The organism is Geothrix oryzisoli (assembly GCF_022808865.1).
Classification (GTDB): domain Bacteria; phylum Acidobacteriota; class Holophagae; order Holophagales; family Holophagaceae; genus Geothrix; species Geothrix oryzisoli.
This window is the reverse complement of sequence record NZ_JAKZLB010000002.1, coordinates 450,683-469,587: the sequence shown is the minus strand read 5'-3', so window position 1 is coordinate 469,587 and position 18,905 is coordinate 450,683. Positions and strand designations below refer to the sequence as shown.

Genomic DNA, 18,905 nt, shown 5'->3' with positions numbered 1-18,905 from the left:
TCTCGGTTCCTTCTGGATCAGGCGCGTGGCTTGAGGTTGCGGCGCAGGCCCCGGAATCGTCGGCGGCCCAGGCGGCCGGCCAGCAACATGCCGGAGACGAGGCCCACGATGCCCAGGACGGGGAAGGCCATGTCCGTGCGGGCGGGGGGCTGGGCCGCGAGGCTCTTGATGAAGCTGCCCACCTGGAAGGCCTCCTCCGCCGTGAGGGGTGTCTTCTGGAACACCCCCTGCATGGTGGGGAAGGCGGGGTTCTCGATGGCCGACACCAGGCCCACGCCCAGCTTCCCGGAGGCCCCCGTGAGGTCCGGGCCCAGGCGCCCTCCCCCGAAGCCGCCCAGGCCCTGGGCGCTGTGGCAGGACAGGCAGGCGGGCGCGCCGGAGGCGAAGCGGGTGAGGCCCATGAAGAGCTGCTGGCCCTGGCGGATGTCCGCGGCCGTGGCGGCCCGGGCGATGGCCGCGGTGCCGAGGGTCTTCCCCGCGGCGGTGATGTCGTCGATGAGCTTGACGAGGGCCTGGGCCTCGGCGGCCGTCACGCCCAGATCCGGCATGCGGGTGCCGTTGAACTCCCGGAGGAGGGCGGCGGCCGTGGGATCGCCCCCGTCCAGCTGGGCCGAGGGCATCTGGATGAACTTGGTGGACCACTCGTGGGGCCGGCGCTGGCCCAGACCCTTGAGGTCGGGGCCCACCTTCCGGCCTGCGCCGATGGTGTGGCAGCTCATGCAGCTCTTGCGGAACTGGGCCTCGGCGTCCTGGGCGGCCAGGCCTGGAGCCAACATAGGGGCCAAGGCCGCGAGGACGGCCCAGGCGAGCACCTGTCGTGGCGTGATCCTGGGGAACACAACACCTCCTCGGGGGAGCAGCCGGCAAGGGCACGGCGATTTTAGGAATGATTATTCTGAAATTCGGCCAAGTATGGCGCCCCCTCCGCCCCCTGCGCAAGGGGGTTCATGTCAGAAATGGTTGAATTTTTTATTTTAAATAACATATTTATTATCAATTATTAATGATATATACTGACACTCGTCGCCATCTTGAGGTCCCATCTCCCCCTGGATCCAGCTCCGGAGGAACCCCCGGCCGGAGCGCCTTGGAAATCGCAAAATTCAGGCATGGCGCCCTTCCGTAGCCGATCTATATTCAGACTACAAATTCCTTTTACTTTTCTTCCGGAAGGTCCATGAACCATCCCCAGCCCGGCTGTCCGCATCCGCGCAGCCTCTTCCACGCCCCCACGCGCTATGCGCTGCAGGCCCTCGTGCGGATGCCCGGGGACGGGACCTACCGGCTGGCCCGGAACCTGGCCGCAGAACTGGGCCTGCCCGGCCCCTTCCTGGCCAAGATCCTCCAGGCCCTGTGCCACGCGGGGCTCCTCGAGTCCCTCCGGGGCCCCACGGGAGGGTTCCGCCTGACCCGCGCCCCGGAACACATCACGCTGCGGGAGGTGGTGCTGGCCATGGAGGGCCCGGAGCCCTTCGAGGACTGCCTGCTGGGCCACGCCGCGGTGGGCGAGGACTGCCACTGCCCCATCCGCCCCGCCTGGGACGTCCTGCAGACCCTCCTCACCCGGGTCCTGGCCCAGACCTCGCTCCGCGACCTCCAGGCGGCCCAATCCGCGCCGAACCGGCCGGAGGACCCGGATCTCGCGGTGGCCGCCCCCGTATAGATATTCGAGAGCGCGTGATCCCCATCACGATCTCCGGCCCGTCTCGCGATCTATTTTAGGATATTTAAATCTGTTTTACATCTCACCCGGAGCCGCCCATGTCGGATCGATCCCGAGCCGCCACCGCCCTGGCCATGAGCACCCTGGCCTTCACCCTCTGCTTCGCCGTGTGGACGCTGAACGGCGTCCTCGTCACCTTCCTGGTGGAGAACGGCCTCTTCCGCTGGGACACGGCCCAGATCGGCTGGCTCATCGGCATCCCAGTGCTCACGGGCTCGGTCATGCGGCTGCCCGTGGGCCTGCTCACGGACCGCTTCGGCGGGCGGAAGGTCTACACCATCCTGCTCCTACTGGCCGCCCTGCCCACCTGGCTGCTGGGCAGCGTCCAGAGTTACCGGGGTTTCCTCCTGGCTTCGCTCGGCTTCGGCCTGTCGGGCGCGGCCTTCGCCGTGGGCATCGCCTACTCCAGCGTCTGGTTCAGCAAGGCGCGCCAGGGCACGGCGCTCGGCATCTTCGGCGCGGGCAACGCGGGCTCGGCGCTCACCAGCATGGGCGCGCCCTTCCTCCTGAAGAAGCTCACGGCGGGCGGCGCGAACCTGGAGGCCTGGCGCATGCTGCCGAAGCTCTACGCCGCCGTCCTGCTGGTCATGGCCGTGGCCTTCTTCCTGCTCACCCACGAGAAGAAGGCGGAGGGCGCCCGGGGCAAGACCTTCGCCCAGATGCTCTCGCCCCTGCGCCACCTCCGTGTGTGGCGCTTCGGCCTCTACTACTTCCTGGTGTTCGGCTGCTTCGTGGCCCTGGCCCAGTGGCTGATCCCCTACTATGTGGGCGTCTACGGCATGAGCCTCGCCATGGCCGGCCTCCTGGCCTCCCTCTTCAGCCTGCCCTCGGGCCTCATCCGCGCCGCGGGAGGCTGGATGTCCGACCGCTTCGGCGCCAGGGCGGTGATGTACTGGACTTTCGGGCTCAGCATCGTGGCCTGCGCGGCGCTCATGGTGCCGCGCATGTCCATCGAGAGCCCCGGGCCTTCCGTGCTGGCCCAGGTGGGCGGCGTCGTGACGGAGGTGGCCCCCGGCCGCATCGTAGTGGGAGATACCGCCTATGCCTTCCGGACGAAGGGAAGTGAGCCGGAGATGCCGAACGAGCGCCTGCTGGTCCTCCCCCAGAGCCGCTTCTGGCAGACGCCCGCAGTCAAGGTGGGCGACCGCGTGAAAAAGAAGCAGCTGCTGGCCGCCGGCACCACCCATGTGTTCTTCCAGGCCAATGTGTGGATCTTCACCTTCCTGGTCTTCGTGGTGGGCATCGTGTGGGGCATCGGGAAGGCGGCGGTCTACCGCTACATTCCCGACTACTTCCCCGACGAGGTGGGCGTGGTGGGGGGCATCGTGGGGGTCATCGGCGGCCTGGGCGGCTTCGTGGGCCCCATCCTCTTCGGCTACCTGCTCAAGGCCACGGGTCTGTGGACCACCATGTGGCTGTTCCTCACGGTCCTGTCCGTCGTCTGCCTGGTCTGGCTCCACACCGTGGTGCGCCGCCTCACCCGCGAGCAGAATGAGACCCTCTTCACCCGCTTCGAACACCCCACGCCCTCGCCTGCCCTCGTCGGCGCCGACGCCGCCGAACCCGCCTGAGTCCGACCCGCCCTTCGCACTGGAGATCCCATGGCCAAACTCACCGAATGGAACGTCGAGGACGAGACCTTCTGGCTCGGCGGCAAGCGCATCGCCCACCGGAACCTCGCCATCTCCGTGCCCAGCCTCCTCTGCGCCTTCGCGGTGTGGATGTTCTGGTCCATCCTCACCGTCCGCATGAAGGACGCGGGCTTCCCCTTCACGGATGCCCAGCTCTTCACCCTCATCAGCATCGCGGGCCTCTCCGGCGCCACGCTGCGCATCCCCAACTCCTTCATGGTGGCCCTGGCGGGCGGACGCAACGTGGTGGCCCTCACCACGGCCATGCTCATCGCGCCGGCCCTGGGCGCGGGCATCGCCCTGCAGGACAAGGCGACGCCCTTCTCCACCTTCGCGATCCTCGCGGTGCTCTCCGGCGTGGGCGGGGGCAATTTCTCCTCCTCCATGTCCAACATCAACAGCTTCTTCCCCAAGCGCTCCGCGGGCCTGGCCCTGGGCATCAACGCAGGCATCGGCAACCTGGGCGTGAGCGTCATGCAGCTGGTGGTGCCTGCGGTGATGGGCTCGGCCCTGTTCGGCGCCCTCTCCGGCGCGCCGCACATCACGGCCCTCGGGAAGCAGATGTGGGTGCAGAACGGCGCCCTCGTGTGGCTGCCCTTCCTGGTGGTGCTGGCGGTGGCCTCCTGGTTCGGCATGCACAACCTGCCCCACCACGACAGCGACCACACGCCGGCCGCCCTCGGCAAGATCCTGGGGCTGCACCTGCCCGCCTTCGCCGCGGCGGGGCTGGTGGCCTGGATCGTGGTGCGCTACCCCAAGCTGGGCCTCGGCGCCCAGCTGGGCCTGGTGCTGCTGGCCATCGCCGTCTGCCTGGCCCTGCTCAAGCTCCTGCCCGGCAAGGTGAAGACGAGCCTCGACAAGCAGTTCGCCATCTTCCGCATGAAGCACACCTGGCTCATGACCCTGCTCTACATCATGACCTTCGGCAGCTTCATCGGGTATTCCGCCGCCTTCCCCCTGCTGCTCAAGCTCTTCTTCGGCAAGAGCGTCACCAACCCCGCCACCTACGCCTTCCTGGGCCCCCTCGTGGGCAGCCTCATCCGGCCCGTGGGCGGCTGGCTCTCGGACAAGTTCCGGGGCTCCGTCATCACCCAGTGGTCCACGGTCATCCAGATCATCGGCGCCCTGGCCGTGGCCGTGGTCATCAAGCAGGCCCAGGGGAACCCCAACCCCGCCCATCTCTTCATGCCCTTCCTCCTGAGCTTCCTGCTCCTCTTCCTGGGTTCGGGCATCGGCAACGGCAGCACCTTCCAGATGGTGCCCTTCATCTTCGAGCCCCAGTTCGCGGGCCCCGTGCTGGGCTGGACCGGCGCCATCGCGGCCTACGGCAGCTATGTCATCCCCACGGTCTTCAAGTCCCAGATCGCCGCGGGCACGGTGCAGTACGCCCTCTACGGCTTCGCGGCCTTCTACGTGGTCTGCCTCGTCATCAACTGGTGGTACTACACGCGGAAGGGCGCCGAGGTGCACTGCTGACAGTGCCCTGCAGGGGTCGTGGCGGTATCCTTCGCCCATGGCCATGAGCTGCGACCATCCCGACCTGCTGCCCCTGGACGAGGCCCTGAACCGGCTCTGGGCGGCCCTGCCCGCGCCGGCCTCGTCTGAGGTGCGGGCGGACCGGGACGACCCGGCCACGGACCTGGCGGCCATGGACGGCGTGGCCCTGCGCTCGGAGGATGGACGCGCCCCGCGCCGCCTCCTGGGCACCCTCTACGCGGGCGATGATCCGGCGGCCTTCACCGTCACGCCCGGCACCGCCGTGCGCATCATGACCGGCGCCGCCCTGCCCGCGGGCGCGGACGCCATCCTGCCCGTGGAACAGCTGCATGAGGCCGACGGCCTCATCCATCCCCAGGCGGCCCCGGAGGCCGGCGACCATGTCCGCCGCCGCGGGGGCCAGGCCCACGCCGGGGACCTGCTGCTGGCCGCGGACCAGCCCCTGAACGTGGCCCGCGCCGCGCTGCGGGCCTGGGTGGGCCGGCCCCTGCCTTCACCCACGCGGATCCGCGTGGCCGTGGCTTCCACCGGCGACGAGCTGGTGGCCGATCCGCTGCCCCACCAGATCCGCGATTCCAACGGCCCCATGCTGGCCGCCCTGGCCCACACCTTGGGGGCCGAAGTCGAGCGGCGCCCCGCCCTGCCCGATGACCCGGCGACCCTGGCGGCGGCCCTCCGGAATCCCGGCGGCGTCCGCATCCTCCTCACCTCCGGCGGCGTGAGCATGGGCGAGCACGACCACCTGCCGGCGGTGCTGAGGGACCTCGGCGCCACGGTCCTCTTCCACAAGATCCGCCTCAAGCCCGGCAAGCCCATGCTGGCGGCCCAGCTGGGCGACCTGCTGGTGCTCGGCCTGCCGGGCAACCCCGTATCCGCCTATGTCAACGCCCTGCTCTTCCTGCCCGTGGCCCTGGCCAAGCTGGAGGGCCGCGCCCAGCCCGATCCCTGGCGCCGGGCCCGCCTGGCTGCCGCGGTCAGGCACAAGGGGGACCGGCCCCTCCTGCATCCCTGCCGCCTCGTGGACGGCCAGCTCCATCCCCTGCCAGGCAAGGGCTCCGCCGACCTCGTCACCCTGGCCCAGGCCGATGCCTTCGCGTGGATCGAGGCTCCCGGCGAGGAACCGGGGGCCAAGGTCCGCTATCTGGCGGTGGTGTAGCCCCAGCTCAGAAAGCGCGAAGCGTTTTGGAACGCGGCTCAGCCCTTGGCGTACCGCTGCAGCTTCCCCAGATCCAGGATGCGCACCACGGGGAAGGTGCTCTGGATGAGGCCGAGGTCGGTCAGCAGACGCAGGGCTCGGCTGAAGGCCTCGCGGCTGGCGCCGATGCACTGGGCCAGGTCCTCCTGGGTCTCCTGGAACTCCACCAGGGACCGCATGGGGTGGGACTCGTGGGCCTCCAGCAGCAGCTGGGCCACGCGCTCGGGCACGCTGTGCAGGCTGAGGGTCTCCACCAGGGTCACCAGGTGGCGCACCTTGGCGGCGAAGTGGTGGATGAGCATCTCGGCCACCTCGGGGTGGCGGTGGACGATCTGGCGCAGGGGCGCGGAGGGGATGAGCCAGCACTCGGTCTCGCCATGGGACTCGGCACTGGAGGCGATGGAGGCGCCATCGAACACGGCCACCTCGCCCACGCAGTCCCCGACCTTGAGGAACTGGAGCACCTGGACCCGGCCCCGGCCGTCCGTGCGGAAGACCTTGAGGCCACCCTTCACCACCACATAGACGCCGGGGACGTGGTCTCCCTGCGTATAGACCCGGGCGCCATCGGGGAACCGCCGCATCTCGGCGATGCTGGCCAGTTCTTCGGCGGCGTTCATGGGCAGCCCCGCCAGGAACTCGATCCTTCTCAGATTGAGGACTGCTTGAGGCATGGGGCTCCACCAAGGCACTAGATCAGTTATCGCACATTTCCATCGGATTGTGATCCAGGTCACGCCTCCGGGAACCAAGCGACCAGTACTTTACCGCGGGGTGGGAATTTCGTCTGGTGGAATTCGTACAGGACAAGGCCCCGGCGGCATCTGCCTACCGGGGCCTTGTCCATGAGATCGCGCCTACTTCACGCGTTCCATGAAGGTGCGATCCACCGTGTTCACGCGGATCTTCTGTCCGGCCTCCATGTAGGGAGGGACGCCCACGGTGATGCCGTTGTCCAGCTTGGCGGGCTTGTAGGAGCCGGTGGCGTTGGCGTTCTTCATGACGGGATCGGTCTCGACGATCTCCAGCACGACGCTGGGCGGCAGCGTGGCGCCCATGGGCTGCCCTTCGTAGAACTCGATCTCCACCTGCATGTTCGGCTCGAGGAAGACCATGTCGTCGCCGAGGATCTCCTTGCTCACTTCCAGCTGCTCGTAGGTCTCGTTGTTCATGAAGACGAGGTTGTTGCCGTCCTCGTAGAGGAACTCCAGCATGTGCTGTTCGAGGCTGGCCTTGTCCACCTTGTCGGAGCTGCCGAAGCGGTTCTCGCGGTTGATGCCGTCCTTGAGGCGCTTCATCTTCACCTGGACCCGGGCCGGCAGGTTTCCGGGGGTCTGGTGCTCGACGCTGATGACGCGGCAGAGCTCGTTCTCGAAGTTGACGATCATCCCGGCGCGGACCTGGGTGGCGAGGATCAGAGGCATGGGAGACTCCCGAGGGTAATGGGAACTGGCTGGAAGAAGAAAAGGCCCCGATCACGATCAGGGCCTTAGCTTGGAGTGGTGGGCGTACCAGGATTCGAACCTGGGACTTCTACCGTGTGAAGGTAGCACTCTACCGCTGAGTTATACGCCCGCGGTCGACCAGAATAACCCAGGATCCGTCCGTTTCCAAGCCCGACGTCGGATCCCGGACCACGTCTGCGTGGGCGGGAGATCAGCGGGCGGTCACCTTGCGCAGGGCCCGGGCGAACCGCGGGGCCTCGTCCGCCCGCAGGCCGCAGAGGCCCACGCGCAGCCCCTCGGGCAGGGGCACCGTGAAGACGCCCTCCGCCTTGAGGCCTTCGCAGGCGGCCTCGGGATCGGCCGCGGGAGCGGTGACGAAGAACCCCCCCGTCCAGCGGAAGGCGGCCATGCCCTCGGCCTCCATGGCCGCGTCCAGGGCCCGGGCCCGGGCCGCCAGCACCTCGGACCAGTGGCGGTGCTCGGCCGCCAGGCGCGCCTGGGCCTTGCCATCCTTCGCCAGCCGCAGCAACAGGGCCTGGGGGGCCCGGGGACAGTTGGACCAGGTGCCCCGGCACGCCTGCGTGAGCGCCGCCTGCAGGGCCGGATCGGCGCACCAGGGGAAGGCCAGGGCCCCGCCGCGGCCTCCGTAGAGGGTCAGGGACTTGGACAGGGACATGGAGGCGCCCACCAGCACCCGGCCTTCGGCACCCAGGGCCGCGTAGTCCTTGAGGGCCGCGGCCACGGCCTCCGGCTCCCTCGTGTAGTCCAGGTAGGCGAGATCCAGCAGCAGGGTGACGGGCCCCAGGGCCCCCACCTCCCGCAGCAGGCCCAGGAGCGCCGCCCGGTCCGCGGCGGACAGGCTGCGCCCCGAGGGGTTGTGGCAGGGATCGTTGAGCCAGACCATGACGCGGCCCTGGGCCTTCATCTGGGCCCGCAGCGCCGCATCCCAGGCGGCGGCGTCCAGGCTCTGCCCGACCGCCGGCCAGGGCGCCGTCGCCACCCGCATGCCGTTCTCCCCCGCCATGGTGGCGTAGGGCCCCCAGTACGGGGCCGTGGTGAGGAGCGCCTGGCCCGGCTCCAGGAAGTTCCGCAGGGAGAGGGAGAGCGCACCGCTGCCTCCGGGCGTGGCGCAGGCGGCCCCCGGCCCCTCGAGGCCGGGCCAGTACCGCTGCACGAGCGCCTTCAGGAATGCGGGATCGCCGGCGATGGGCGCGTAGGGGGCCACCTCCATGGCGCCCAGTTCCCGCCACAGGTCCATCACCGTCTCATGGACCACCAGCTGGCCCGCCTCATCCAGCAGGGCGCCCACGGTGGCATTGAGGATGGATTCGCCCGCCGCCTTCCGGGCCTGGGCCTCGGTGTTCAGGGCGAAGATGGGATCGTCCGCCGGGAAGTCGCGCCGAGTGGGGATGAGCTGCTCAGTCATGCTCTAGCCTACCGTCCCGGCCCCCCCGATGGCGCAGGAGGATGTGCCAGGGCATGGCGCAGGAAGGCCGCAGGCCGGCCCGCGAGCCCTCCACCGACCTGGGCCCATGAAAAAGTCCGGGGGATGCTCAGGTCCGGCAGGGGGATCAGCTCCAGGGTGCCCCGCAGCAGCTCCCGCTGGATGCTCCAGCGGGACAGGAAGCCGATCCCCAGCCCCAGCAGGACGCAGGACTTGATGGCCTCGGTATCGCCCACCACCAGGTCCATGGCCCGGGGCCCATGGACCAGCCGCATCCTGCGCAGGGCCCGTTCCAAAACCACCCGGGTTCCGGAGCCCGGCTCGCGCCAGATGAGCGGCACCCCGGCCAGGTCCGCGGCGGTCCGCACCGCCCGGAGCCCCTCCGGCGCACGGACCGCCCGGACGGCCACCAGCTCATCCCTCAGGTAGGGCTGCAGCGACAGGCCCGGGGCCCGCGTCAGTCCTTCCACGAGGGCGAGGGGCACCCGACCCTCCCGGACCCAGGCCAGCACTTCGTCCGTGTTGCCCACCTCCAGGATCAGGGGGGCCGGCCCGCACCCGGCGGTGAAGGCCTGGAGCACCGGCGGCAGGATGTAGGCGGCCGCCGTGGTGCTGGCGCCCAGGCGCAGCTCCCCGGCGGGCGGTTCCTCGGCCTGGAGGCGTTCGGCCGCCTCCGCCAGCAGGTGGTGGACCCGGCGGGCGTAGTCCAGCAGGAGGCGGCCGGTCCCGGTGAGCTGGACGCCGGAGGCATGGCGGGTGAAGAGCGGGCGGCCCAGGTCCGCCTCCAGCTGCCGGATCTGGGCCGTCACGGCGGGCTGTGACAGGTTGAGCGCCTTGGCGGCGGCTGAGATCCGCCCCGCCTGGGCCACGACGCGGAAGGTCTCCAGCCGGCGGGGGTCGAGGTCGTCAAGCATGCGGACTCCATCCGTTATTCTGATAGGTCATCCATTATGACTATTATTTTTTTGAATCGAACGGGTCTACCTTTGAACCCCATGAAGACCCTCGCCTCCCTGCTCCTGCCCCTCGGCGCCCTCCTGGCCCTGGCCCCCTTCACGCCGGCGGCGGCGGCCCTCGTGGGCGGCGCGGCCATCGCCCTCACCGCAGGGAATCCGCGGCTGGCCCTCACCCGCACCTGGACGCACCGCCTGCTGCCCCTGGCCGTCATCGGACTGGGGGCGGACATGAACCTGCGGGCCGTGGCCAAGGCTGGCCTGCATGGCCTCGGCTATACGGCCCTGAGCCTGACCCTGGTGCTCGCCCTGGGGCTCTGGCTGGCCCGGCTGCTGAAGGTCGACCGGGAGGCCGGTCTGCTGATCTCCGTCGGCACGGCCATCTGCGGCGGCAGCGCCATCGCGGCGGTGGCGCCGGTGATCCGGGCCCGGGACCAGGCCATCTCCGTGGCCCTTGCCACGGTCTTCCTGCTGAACGCCGCGGCCCTGGTGATCTTCCCGCCCCTGGGCCACGCCACCGGACTGGGCCAGGACGCCTTCGGCCTCTGGTCCGCCCTGGCCATCCACGACACCAGCTCCGTGGTGGGCGCGGGGCTGGCCTACGGTCCCCGGGCCCTGGAGGTGGCCACCACCGTGAAGCTGGCCCGGGCCCTGTGGATCGTGCCCCTCACCCTCGGCATCGGCTGGTTCCTGGCCCGGCGCGGGCCTGCCGCCGCCGATGCGCCCCCGGTGAAGAAACCCTGGTTCATCGCCGGCTTCCTGGCCATGGCCGCCCTCGTCACGTTCGTCCCGGCCCTGCACACGCCCGGCCATCTGGTCGCGGCGGCCGCCCGGCGCGTGTTGGTGCTCACGCTCTTCCTCATCGGCGCCGGACTCAGCCGCGAGGCCCTGCGCACCGTGGGCCTGCGCCCCTTCCTCCAGGGCCTGGCGCTCTGGCTGATCGTGGGGTCGCTGGGACTCGGCGCCGTGAAGCTGGGATGGCTGACGGTGGGTTAGACTTCCCGCCTGGAGGCCGCATGATCCGCCCTTTCCAAGGCATGGTCCCCCGCATCGGCAGCCGCGTGTTCCTGGCGGACAGCGCGCTGGCGCTGGGCGACGTGACCATCGGCGACGACGCCAGCATCTGGTTCAACTGCATCCTCCGCGGGGACGTGAACTGGATCCGCATCGGCGCCCGCACCAACATCCAGGATGCCTGCTGCCTGCACGTCACCAACGGGAAGTGGCCGCTCCTCATCGAAGAGGAGGTGAGCCTCGCGCACCATGTGATGCTCCACGGCTGCACCATCCGGAAGAACGCGCTCATCGGCATGAGCACCACCATCATGGACGGCGCGGAGATCGGCGAGGGCTGCCTCGTGGCCGCGGGCAGCCTGGTACGCGAGGGCTTCCAGGCCCCGCCCCACAGCCTGGTGGCCGGCTGGCCCGCCACGGTGAAGGGGCCCCTCAGCGGGAAGCAGCGGGAGCTCGTGGCGAGCGTCTGGACCCGCTATGTGCGCTACAAGGAGGCCTACTTCGCCGACGGCTGGCCCATCGCGGAGGCCCCGGTGATCAACGCCCCGCGGCCCGGATTCGCCGAGGGGCATCCCTTCCCCTGACCGGCCTGGCTAGGGGCGCTGAGCCGCCCCTTCCGCCGGCGCGGTGACCACCTCCCAGCCGTCCTCGGTGCGGCCCTGCACCTGCTCCTGGGTGTGCGTGACGACTTCCGCCTCGAGCACGCGGTCCTGCCCGCCCCGCTTGACCACGGCCCGGAACTTCACGGACCAGACGGTGACGCCGCCCTCCTGCTCCCGGGCCGGATGGACCATCACCGTGCCCAGCGGACCGGAGGTGCCCCGCTGCAGGCCGGGAGCCGAGGGAACCACGGGGTTTTTGAGGGCGACGACCGCCGGGTCGGCGACGAGGAGCTGGATGATGGCTTCCGGGGAGGGCGGCTGGCCTGGCGCCTTCGCCAGGGCCGCCTGCACCTCTGCATCGGCGCGGATCCGTGCCACATCCAGGTTGGCCTGGACGGCGATCTCCCGGGCGCGTTCCCGCTGGCCCAGCATGGCCGGGATGGCGATGGCGCCCACGATGCCCAGGAACGGGAGCATCAGCAGCGGGAGCACCAGCCCGATGATCCCCGTGACGAGTCCCGTGGCCGGAACGGGCTGGTACCGCCCCGGCTCCGCCTTGGCCAGGCGCTTGGCCTTGGCCTGCTGCACCAGGGCGACGATGCCCAGGATGATCGCCACGGGGATGCCCACGCAGGTGAGCGCGAAGACGATGGCGAGGATGCCGCACAGCTTGGCGGCCTTGGCGCCCGGGGCCGGGACGGGGGCGGACGTCGGGAAGGCGTCGGACATGGAGATCTCCAATGGGGGTGGCCCCAGCTTCCCAGAAGGCGCCCCTTTCCGGAAGTTCAACCCTCCCGCTGGTGGACGGGCTGGGCTAGACTCTCCGGATCATGTCCCCCCTGCTGATCCTCCGCGTCCACGCCGATCTGCGCCTTGGGCTGGGCCATGTGGCCCGCGCCCTCGCCCTCCAGGAAGCCTGGCGTGCCCTGGGCGGCCAGGCCTGCATCGCCGTGTCGGGCGATGACAGGGCCCGGCGCGTGGGCGGCGGCACGCACCCCTTCCTGGACCAGCCCCTGCCCTGCGAGGCCACCTACCTGGGCGAGTCCATCCACGCCCCGCTGCCGGCCCCACTGAAGGCCCGCGCCGCGGCAGTGCTCGTGGACCAGTGGGACACCAGCGCCGACTTCCTCCAGGCCCTGCGGCCCCTGAAGGTGGCGGTGATGGAGGACGACACGGACGCCCACGAGACCGCGGACCTGCTCTTCCAGCCCTTCCTGGAGGGCGTGCGCTGGCCGGACCATCCCGTGAAGGTCGTGGACGGGCGCAAGGTGCGCCCCTACGAGACGACCTCCGGCGCCTGCCGCGTGGTGCGCGGCTCCAACTTCATCGTGGTGGACAAGGCGGCGCTGGAGCTGCGACCCAAGCGGGTGCCCCTCCAGCCGCTGGCGGTCCACAAGCTGCTCATCACCTTCGGTGGCAGCGATGGTCCGAATCTGGCGCAGAAGGCCTTCGACACCCTCGCGCGCCTCGTGGCCGAAGATCGCTGGCACGGCGCCTGCACCCTGCTGGCCCCGAACGGCCTCCAGGGGACGGCCTTCCCGGGCTGCACCGTGGTGAAGAGCCTCCCCGGCCTCACCCGCCGCATCCCGGACCATGACGCCATCTGGTGCTCCGCCGGCGTGACCCTGGCCGAGGCCCTGTGCATGGGCATCCCCGCCACGGTCTGGGGGCAGAACGAGCGGCAGCACAGCATTCTCGCGGACCTGGCCATGGCCAACGGCTGCTTCGACCTGGGCGTCGGCCCTGAGGCGGACCTCACCGTCGTGAGCGGGGCCCTGGCCCAATGGCTCGGGCCCGAGGGCCAGGACAACCGCCAGGAGCAGGTCCGCGACGGCATGGCCCTCGTCGATGGCCTGGGGGCGTCGCGCATCGCGCAGGAATTGTGGAAGCTGGGCGGGGGTGCCTAGAAATCCCGGCTTGACCCCCCGGCCCCTCAACGATAAGCTTTCCCTTCTGTGGACTCGCCGCCCGTAGGGTGGTGTCCCCGCAGCCCGATCCCGATTCCGGAGCAGGCCATGAGCACGTACTTCCCGAAAGCCAACGATCTGAAGCGCCAGTGGTTCCTGGTGGATGCCACCGGGATCCCCGTGGGCCGCCTGAGCACCGCGGTGGCGGATGTCCTCTCCGGCAAGAACAAGCCGACCTGGACCCCCTTCCTCGACACCGGCGACCACGTCATCGTCATCAACGCCGAGAAGGCGGTGCTGACCGGCAAGAAGGGCGTGCAGAAGTTCTACCGCCGCACCACCACCCAGCCCGGCTCCATGAAGGAAGTCCGCGCCGAGGTGATGAAGACCACCTTCCCCGAGCGCATCATCGAGAGCGCGGTCAAGGGCATGCTGCCCAAGGGCCCCCTCGGCCGGGCGATGTACCGCAAGCTCAAGGTCTATGCCGGCCCCGACCACGAGCAGGCCGCCCAGCAGCCCCAGATCCTGACCATCCAGAAGTAGAGGCGAGGAACCCATGGCCATTTCGCAGAACTACGGAACCGGTCGCCGCAAGAGCGCGGCCGCTCGCGCCTTCCTCCGTCCCGGCACTGGCAAGATCAGCGTCAACGGCCGCAGCCTCGAGAGCTACTTCCCGAACGCCGTGCTCCGCATGATGGTCCACCAGCCCCTGGTGCTGGCCGACCTCGACGGCAAGTTCGACATGATCATCAGCGTCACCGGCGGCGGCCCCGCCGGCCAGGCCTCGGCCATCCGCATGGGCATCTCCCGCGCCCTGCTCGGCTACAACGAGCAGCTGAAGTCCCTGCTGCGCGGCGCCGGTCTCCTGACCCGCGACCCCCGCATGAAGGAACGCAAGAAGCCCGGTCGCAAGGCCGCCCGTCGTCGCTTCCAGTTCAGCAAGCGCTAGTTCGTCTCTGGAAGGGGGATCCTCGGATCCCCCTTCCGTTTTTCCGGTCCGACCGAACCTCACCCTCGGCGGACGATTCGGGCGAAGGGATTCAACCCAACGCCTTTCATCCCACCCGCGGCACCTTCACCCACGCCGCTTGACCAGGGAGGCCAGCATGGCTGCCATCCAGATGAAGGAACTTCTCGAGGCCGGTGCCCACTTCGGACACCAGACCAAGCGTTGGAACCCCAAGATGAAGAAGTACATCTTCGGGGCCCGCAACAGCATCTACATCATCGACCTCCAGAAGACCCTGCGCCTCTGGAACACGGCCGCCAACTTCCTGACCAAGGCCGCCGGCGAGGGGAAGAACTTCCTCTTCGTGGCCACCAAGCCCCAGGCCCAGGAGCTGATCGCCGAGCAGGCCGCCCGCTGCGGCGCCTTCTACGTCAACAACCGCTGGCTGGGCGGCATGCTGACCAACTTCGCCACCATCAAGAAGAGCCTCGAGAAGTTCCGCGAGATCGAAGCCACCCTGGCGGATCCCGCCCGCACGGCCATGCTCTCCAAGAAGGAACTCCTCACCCTGAACCGCACCCGCCTGAAGCTGGAAGCCAGCTTCCACGGCATCCGCGACATGCGTTCGCTGCCGGACGTCATCTTCGTCATCGATCCGCACCGCGAGGACATCGCCGTCACCGAGGCCAAGAAGATCGGCATCAAGGTCGTCGGCATCGTCGACACCAACTGCGATCCCGACATGGTCGACTACGTGATCCCCGCCAATGACGATGCGATCCGCTCCATTCTGCTCTTCTCCGAGCGCGTGGCCGACTCCATCCTCGAGGGCCGCCAGTCCTTCCGCGACAAGGGCGACAGCGAGGACATGAAGAAGATGATGGCCGAAAAGATGGAAGTCGAGGGCTAGACCCTCCCCCACTACCTTCGTCAGCCATCAGAGGGTCCGCCCGCTGATGGCTGATGGTCTGAAGCCCCCACGATCCAGGAGATAACCCATGGCATTCACCGCCAATGACGTGAAGACGCTGCGCGAGAAGACCGGCCTCGGCATGATGGACTGCAAGAAGGCCCTGGAAGAGAACAACGGCGACATGGAGCAGGCCATCGAGTGGCTCCGCAAGAAGGGCATGGCCGCCTCCGCCAAGAAGGCCGACCGCATCGCCGCCGAAGGCATCGTGGAGGCCTACATCCACCCCGGCGGCCGCGTGGGCGTGCTGGTCGAAGTGAACTCCGAGACCGACTTCGTGGCCCGCAACGAGGCCTTCCAGCGCCTGGTGAAGGAAATCGCGATGCACATCGCGGCCGCCGATCCCGCGCCGCGCTTCGTCACCAAGGACGAGGTCACCCAGGACTTCCTGGAGACCGAGAAGCGCATCGCCATGGAGCAGGCCCTGGCCACCGGCAAGCCCCAGAACATCGTCGAGAAGATCGTCGAAGGCAAGATGAACAGCATCTTCAAGGAGGTCTGCCTCCTCGAACAGCCCTTCATCATGAACCCCGACCTCACCATCCAGCAGTACCTGTCCCAGAAGACGGCGGAGATCGGCGAGAAGCTCAGCATCCGCCGCTTCACCAAGTACGTCATGGGCGAGGGCCTCGAGAAGCGCAGCGAGAACTTCGCCGCCGAAGTCGCCGCCGCCAAGTAGTCTTTTCTCTGCTACAAAAAGGGCGGCCTCCGGGCCGCCCTTTTTGTAGGTAGGACCCCACGCACCCGAATCCGGTCTGGAGCCTCCATGAAATTCAAGCGCATCCTCCTCAAGCTCTCCGGCGAAGCCCTCATGGGCGAGCAGAAGTACGGCATCGACCCGGCCGTGGTGAACATGATCGCCGACCAGGTCAAGGCCATCCGGGAACTGGGCGTGGAGGTGGGCCTCGTCATCGGCGGCGGCAACATCTTCCGGGGCGTGGCAGGCGCCACCAAGGGCATGGACCGCACCACCGCGGACCACATGGGCATGCTGGCCACCATGATCAACGCGCTGGCCCTCCAGGACGCCCTGGAGCACAAGGGCGTCCACACCCGCACCCTCTCCGGCCTGGAGATGCCCAAGGTGGCCGAGAGCTACATCCGCCGCCGGGCCACCCGCCACCTGGAGAAGGGCCGCGTGGTGATCTTCGGCGCGGGCACCGGCAACCCCTACTTCAGCACCGACACCGCTGCCGCGCTGCGCGGCAACGAGATCTGCGCCGAAGTGGTGATGAAGGCCACCAATGTGGATGGCATCTACACCGCGGATCCGAAGAAGGATCCCAGCGCCACCCGCTTCGACCGCATCTGCTTCCAGGACGTGCTGGAGAAGGGCCTCCGGGTGATGGACGCCTCCGCCATCGCCCTGTGCATGGAAAACAAGCTGCCCATCCTCGTCTTCGACATGAACAAGCCCGGCAACCTCGTGGCCGCCGTGCAGGGCGAGCCCGTGGGCACCCTGGTTTCCTGAACGCCCCCGGCCCATGCTCCGGTTTCCGGATCTTCCTGATGCCGCGGTCCTCACGGACCCGGAGGCGCTGGAGCCCTTTCGCCGCGACGAATCCCACGTGCAGGGAAGCCTGCCCCTGGCCGTGGTCCTGCCCAAGGGTCCCGCCGCCCTGAAGGAGCTGGTGCGCCTCGCCAAGACCGAGGGCTTCGGCCTGGTGCCCCGGGGCGCGGGGACGGGGAAGGCCGGGGGTTGCGTGCCCACCGGCGACCGGTCCGTGGTGGTGGACTTCTCGGCCTGGCGCGGCGAGCTGCGGCTGTCGCCCCAGGACCTCTGCCTCAGCGCCCCCGCCAGCGCGCCCCTGCGCGAAGTGAAGGCCACGGCGGCGGCGGCGGGCCTCTTCTATCCGCCGGATCCGAACTCGTGGGAGAGCTGCGCTCTGGGCGGCACCCTGGCCACCAACGCTGGCGGGCCCAACGCCTGCAAGTACGGCATGACCCGCCACTGGGTGCTGTCGGTGGACGCGCTGCTGGAGGACGGCGAGGTGCACACCTTCGGCATCCATAGCGTGAAGGCCAATGCGGGCCCTGCCCTGGGCCAGCTCTTCATCGGCAGCGAAGGCATCTTCGGCTTCATCGTGGGCGCCACGCTGCGGCTCACGCCCCTGCCCCGGGAGCACGCCACCCTGCTGCTGCCGGCGACGCGCTGGGAGGATCTGCTGGACCTGCCGGGCCGCCTCGTCGGTGCGGGCTACCTGCCCAGCGCCTTCGAGTTCTTTGATCCCGCCGTGCTGGCGGAGCTTCGCGCCCATGGCCCCGACGAGGCCCGCCGCCTGCCCGGCGAGGCCCTGGCCATCCTGGAATTCGATGACCGCGGCTGCGCCTCCGCCTCCTTCCTCGAAGGCCTCATGGACCTGCTGGGTCCCATGGCCGAGCACCTGGAACTCGCCTCGGATGCGCGCCAGCGGGCGGGCATCTGGGCCGTGCGCCGCATGACCAGCTCTTTCCTGAAGGAGCGCCACCCGAAGAAGGTGAGCGAGGACATCGTGGTGCCCCGCAGCCGCCTGCGGGAGTTCTTCGCGGGCCTGGAGCGCCTGGCCATCCCGAGCGTGACCTACGGCCACCTGGGCGACGGCAACCTGCACGTGAACCTGCTGAGGGCCGGCGAGGCCGATCCCGCCGAGCTCGACCAGCAGCTCATGGACCTCTTCCGCCTCTCCCTCGGCCTCGGCGGCACGCTCAGCGGCGAGCACGGCATCGGCCTGTCCAAGCGCGACGCCTTCCTGGCCCTGTCCGACCCCGGCCAGATCCAGGTGCTCCGGGCCCTCAAGCAGGCGCTGGATCCGCAGGGCATCTTCAACCCAGGCAAAGTACTCTGAAGGGGGTTCCCATGTCCAAGCAGTCTCTGGTCCTCGGCCACCGCGGCCTGTCCGCGACGCACCTGGAGAACAGCATGGAGGCCTTCCGCGCGGCCCTGGCGGCGGGCATGGCGGGCTTCGAGCTGGACGTGCAGCCCACCCGCGACGGCGTCTGCACCATCCTCCACGACGAGGATCTGGCCCGCACCGCGAACGGCTCGGGCCTCCTCCGCAAAATGAAGGCCGCCGAACTGCCCGCCCTGAAGAACGGCGAGCCCCTGCCGCGTCTGGCGGACGCGCTGGAGCTGCCGGCGAAGCTCATCAATGTCGAGCTGAAGGGCGAGCCCGGCTGGCAGCAGGCCCTGGCCACGGTGGAGGCCGCCGAGGCCCTGGACCGCGTGCTCTTCAGCAGCTTCGAGCACAGCGAGGTCCTCCAGCTCTGGGCCGCCTGCGAAACCGCCCGCTGCGGCTTCCTGTGGGAGCTGGACGAGGCCATGGACCTCACCCCCGAGGAACTGGCCGACCTCCCGGCGGCCCTGTGGTTCCACCCGCCCCTCAAGGCCGTGAAGGCCAGACCCGAGCTGTGGGCCCCCCATGCCGACCGCCTGGCCCTCTGGGACATGAAGGTCCCCGCGGAGGCGAGGGATCTGCCGTTCGTACCTGCCGTCCTCATCGCGGACGGCATCTGAAGGGAATCGGGGCCTCCACCTCACCGATACATCCACCATGGTTCCAAAGTCTTTACACTTTGTAATCACCATCAAGAATCTT

General features: G+C 69.2%; 20 protein-coding genes and 1 tRNA gene. 14 read left to right on the top strand and 7 right to left on the bottom strand.

Annotation, left to right across the window (positions count from 1 at the left end; genetic code table 11):
- Positions 1-17: 17 nt before the first annotated feature.
- Positions 18-839, bottom strand: coding sequence for a c-type cytochrome (locus MLE43_RS06885; protein ID WP_243302787.1), 822 nt, complete (start codon positions 837-839; stop codon positions 18-20).
- 338 nt (positions 840-1,177) lie between these two features.
- Here MLE43_RS06885 and MLE43_RS06880 point away from each other — a divergent pair, with 338 nt between their 5' ends.
- From MLE43_RS06880 to MLE43_RS06865, 4 genes are all read left to right on the top strand, one after another.
- The gene (locus MLE43_RS06880; RefSeq protein ID WP_243302786.1) at positions 1,178-1,663 is read left to right on the top strand and encodes an RrF2 family transcriptional regulator; all 486 of its coding nucleotides are present in this window, start codon (positions 1,178-1,180) and stop codon (positions 1,661-1,663) included.
- Positions 1,664-1,761: 98 nt separating this feature from the next.
- The gene (locus MLE43_RS06875) at positions 1,762-3,294 is read left to right on the top strand and encodes an MFS transporter (protein ID WP_243302785.1); all 1,533 of its coding nucleotides are present in this window, start codon (positions 1,762-1,764) and stop codon (positions 3,292-3,294) included.
- 30 nt (positions 3,295-3,324) lie between these two features.
- Entirely contained in the window at positions 3,325-4,830 is a 1,506-nt protein-coding gene (locus tag MLE43_RS06870) for an MFS transporter (RefSeq protein WP_243302784.1), read from the top strand.
- Positions 4,831-4,867: 37 nt separating this feature from the next.
- On the top strand, positions 4,868-6,007 hold the full coding sequence (locus MLE43_RS06865; RefSeq protein WP_243302783.1) for a molybdopterin molybdotransferase MoeA: 1,140 nt from the start codon (positions 4,868-4,870) through the stop codon (positions 6,005-6,007).
- A gap of 38 nt (positions 6,008-6,045) precedes the next feature.
- Here the strand turns inward: MLE43_RS06865 and MLE43_RS06860 are convergent, their stop codons facing one another.
- The 5 genes from MLE43_RS06860 to MLE43_RS06840 form a co-directional block, all read right to left on the bottom strand.
- Positions 6,046-6,720: a Crp/Fnr family transcriptional regulator gene (locus MLE43_RS06860; protein WP_243302782.1), complete on the bottom strand. Its 675-nt coding sequence runs from the start codon at positions 6,718-6,720 to the stop codon at positions 6,046-6,048.
- A gap of 183 nt (positions 6,721-6,903) precedes the next feature.
- Positions 6,904-7,470 carry an elongation factor P gene (gene efp, locus MLE43_RS06855; protein WP_243302780.1) on the bottom strand — a complete coding sequence of 189 codons (567 nt, stop codon included), beginning with the start codon at positions 7,468-7,470 and terminating at the stop codon, positions 6,904-6,906.
- A gap of 76 nt (positions 7,471-7,546) precedes the next feature.
- Positions 7,547-7,621: transfer RNA gene (locus MLE43_RS06850), tRNA-Val, on the bottom strand.
- A gap of 81 nt (positions 7,622-7,702) precedes the next feature.
- Complete coding sequence (locus MLE43_RS06845) at positions 7,703-8,917, bottom strand: pyridoxal phosphate-dependent aminotransferase (RefSeq protein ID WP_243302778.1); 1,215 nt, start codon at positions 8,915-8,917, stop codon at positions 7,703-7,705.
- Between the two features lie 8 nt (positions 8,918-8,925).
- Entirely contained in the window at positions 8,926-9,849 is a 924-nt protein-coding gene (locus tag MLE43_RS06840; protein WP_243302776.1) for a LysR family transcriptional regulator, read from the bottom strand.
- Between the two features lie 81 nt (positions 9,850-9,930).
- Between MLE43_RS06840 and MLE43_RS06835 the strand changes: the two genes are divergently transcribed.
- Entirely contained in the window at positions 9,931-10,884 is a 954-nt protein-coding gene (locus tag MLE43_RS06835; protein WP_275976090.1) for a YeiH family protein, read from the top strand.
- Between the two features lie 20 nt (positions 10,885-10,904).
- Positions 10,905-11,486, top strand: coding sequence for a gamma carbonic anhydrase family protein (locus tag MLE43_RS06830; protein WP_243303115.1), 582 nt, complete (start codon positions 10,905-10,907; stop codon positions 11,484-11,486).
- A gap of 9 nt (positions 11,487-11,495) precedes the next feature.
- On the opposite strand, the gene MLE43_RS06825 is transcribed toward MLE43_RS06830, so the two are convergent.
- A complete protein-coding gene (locus MLE43_RS06825; RefSeq protein WP_243302774.1) occupies positions 11,496-12,233 on the bottom strand; it encodes a hypothetical protein in 738 nt (245 codons plus the stop codon).
- A 101-nt stretch (positions 12,234-12,334) separates the two neighbouring features.
- Here MLE43_RS06825 and MLE43_RS06820 point away from each other — a divergent pair, with 101 nt between their 5' ends.
- From MLE43_RS06820 to MLE43_RS06785, 8 genes are all read left to right on the top strand, one after another.
- A complete protein-coding gene (locus tag MLE43_RS06820) occupies positions 12,335-13,411 on the top strand; it encodes a hypothetical protein (RefSeq protein ID WP_243302772.1) in 1,077 nt (358 codons plus the stop codon).
- Positions 13,412-13,519: 108 nt separating this feature from the next.
- Entirely contained in the window at positions 13,520-13,954 is a 435-nt protein-coding gene (gene rplM / locus MLE43_RS06815; protein ID WP_243302771.1) for a 50S ribosomal protein L13, read from the top strand.
- 13 nt (positions 13,955-13,967) lie between these two features.
- Positions 13,968-14,360: a 30S ribosomal protein S9 gene (gene rpsI, locus MLE43_RS06810; RefSeq protein WP_243302767.1), complete on the top strand. Its 393-nt coding sequence runs from the start codon at positions 13,968-13,970 to the stop codon at positions 14,358-14,360.
- Positions 14,361-14,517: 157 nt separating this feature from the next.
- Positions 14,518-15,270 (top strand): 30S ribosomal protein S2, encoded by a 753-nt coding sequence (gene rpsB / locus MLE43_RS06805; protein ID WP_243302765.1) that lies wholly within the window; start codon positions 14,518-14,520, stop codon positions 15,268-15,270.
- Between the two features lie 88 nt (positions 15,271-15,358).
- Positions 15,359-16,009, top strand: coding sequence for a translation elongation factor Ts (gene tsf, locus MLE43_RS06800; RefSeq protein ID WP_243302763.1), 651 nt, complete (start codon positions 15,359-15,361; stop codon positions 16,007-16,009).
- 87 nt (positions 16,010-16,096) lie between these two features.
- On the top strand, positions 16,097-16,801 hold the full coding sequence (pyrH, locus tag MLE43_RS06795) for a UMP kinase (protein ID WP_243302761.1): 705 nt from the start codon (positions 16,097-16,099) through the stop codon (positions 16,799-16,801).
- Positions 16,802-16,814: 13 nt separating this feature from the next.
- The gene (locus MLE43_RS06790) at positions 16,815-18,155 is read left to right on the top strand and encodes an FAD-binding oxidoreductase (RefSeq protein ID WP_243302759.1); all 1,341 of its coding nucleotides are present in this window, start codon (positions 16,815-16,817) and stop codon (positions 18,153-18,155) included.
- A gap of 11 nt (positions 18,156-18,166) precedes the next feature.
- A complete protein-coding gene (locus MLE43_RS06785) occupies positions 18,167-18,823 on the top strand; it encodes a glycerophosphodiester phosphodiesterase (RefSeq protein WP_243302756.1) in 657 nt (218 codons plus the stop codon).
- Positions 18,824-18,905 lie beyond the last annotated feature (82 nt).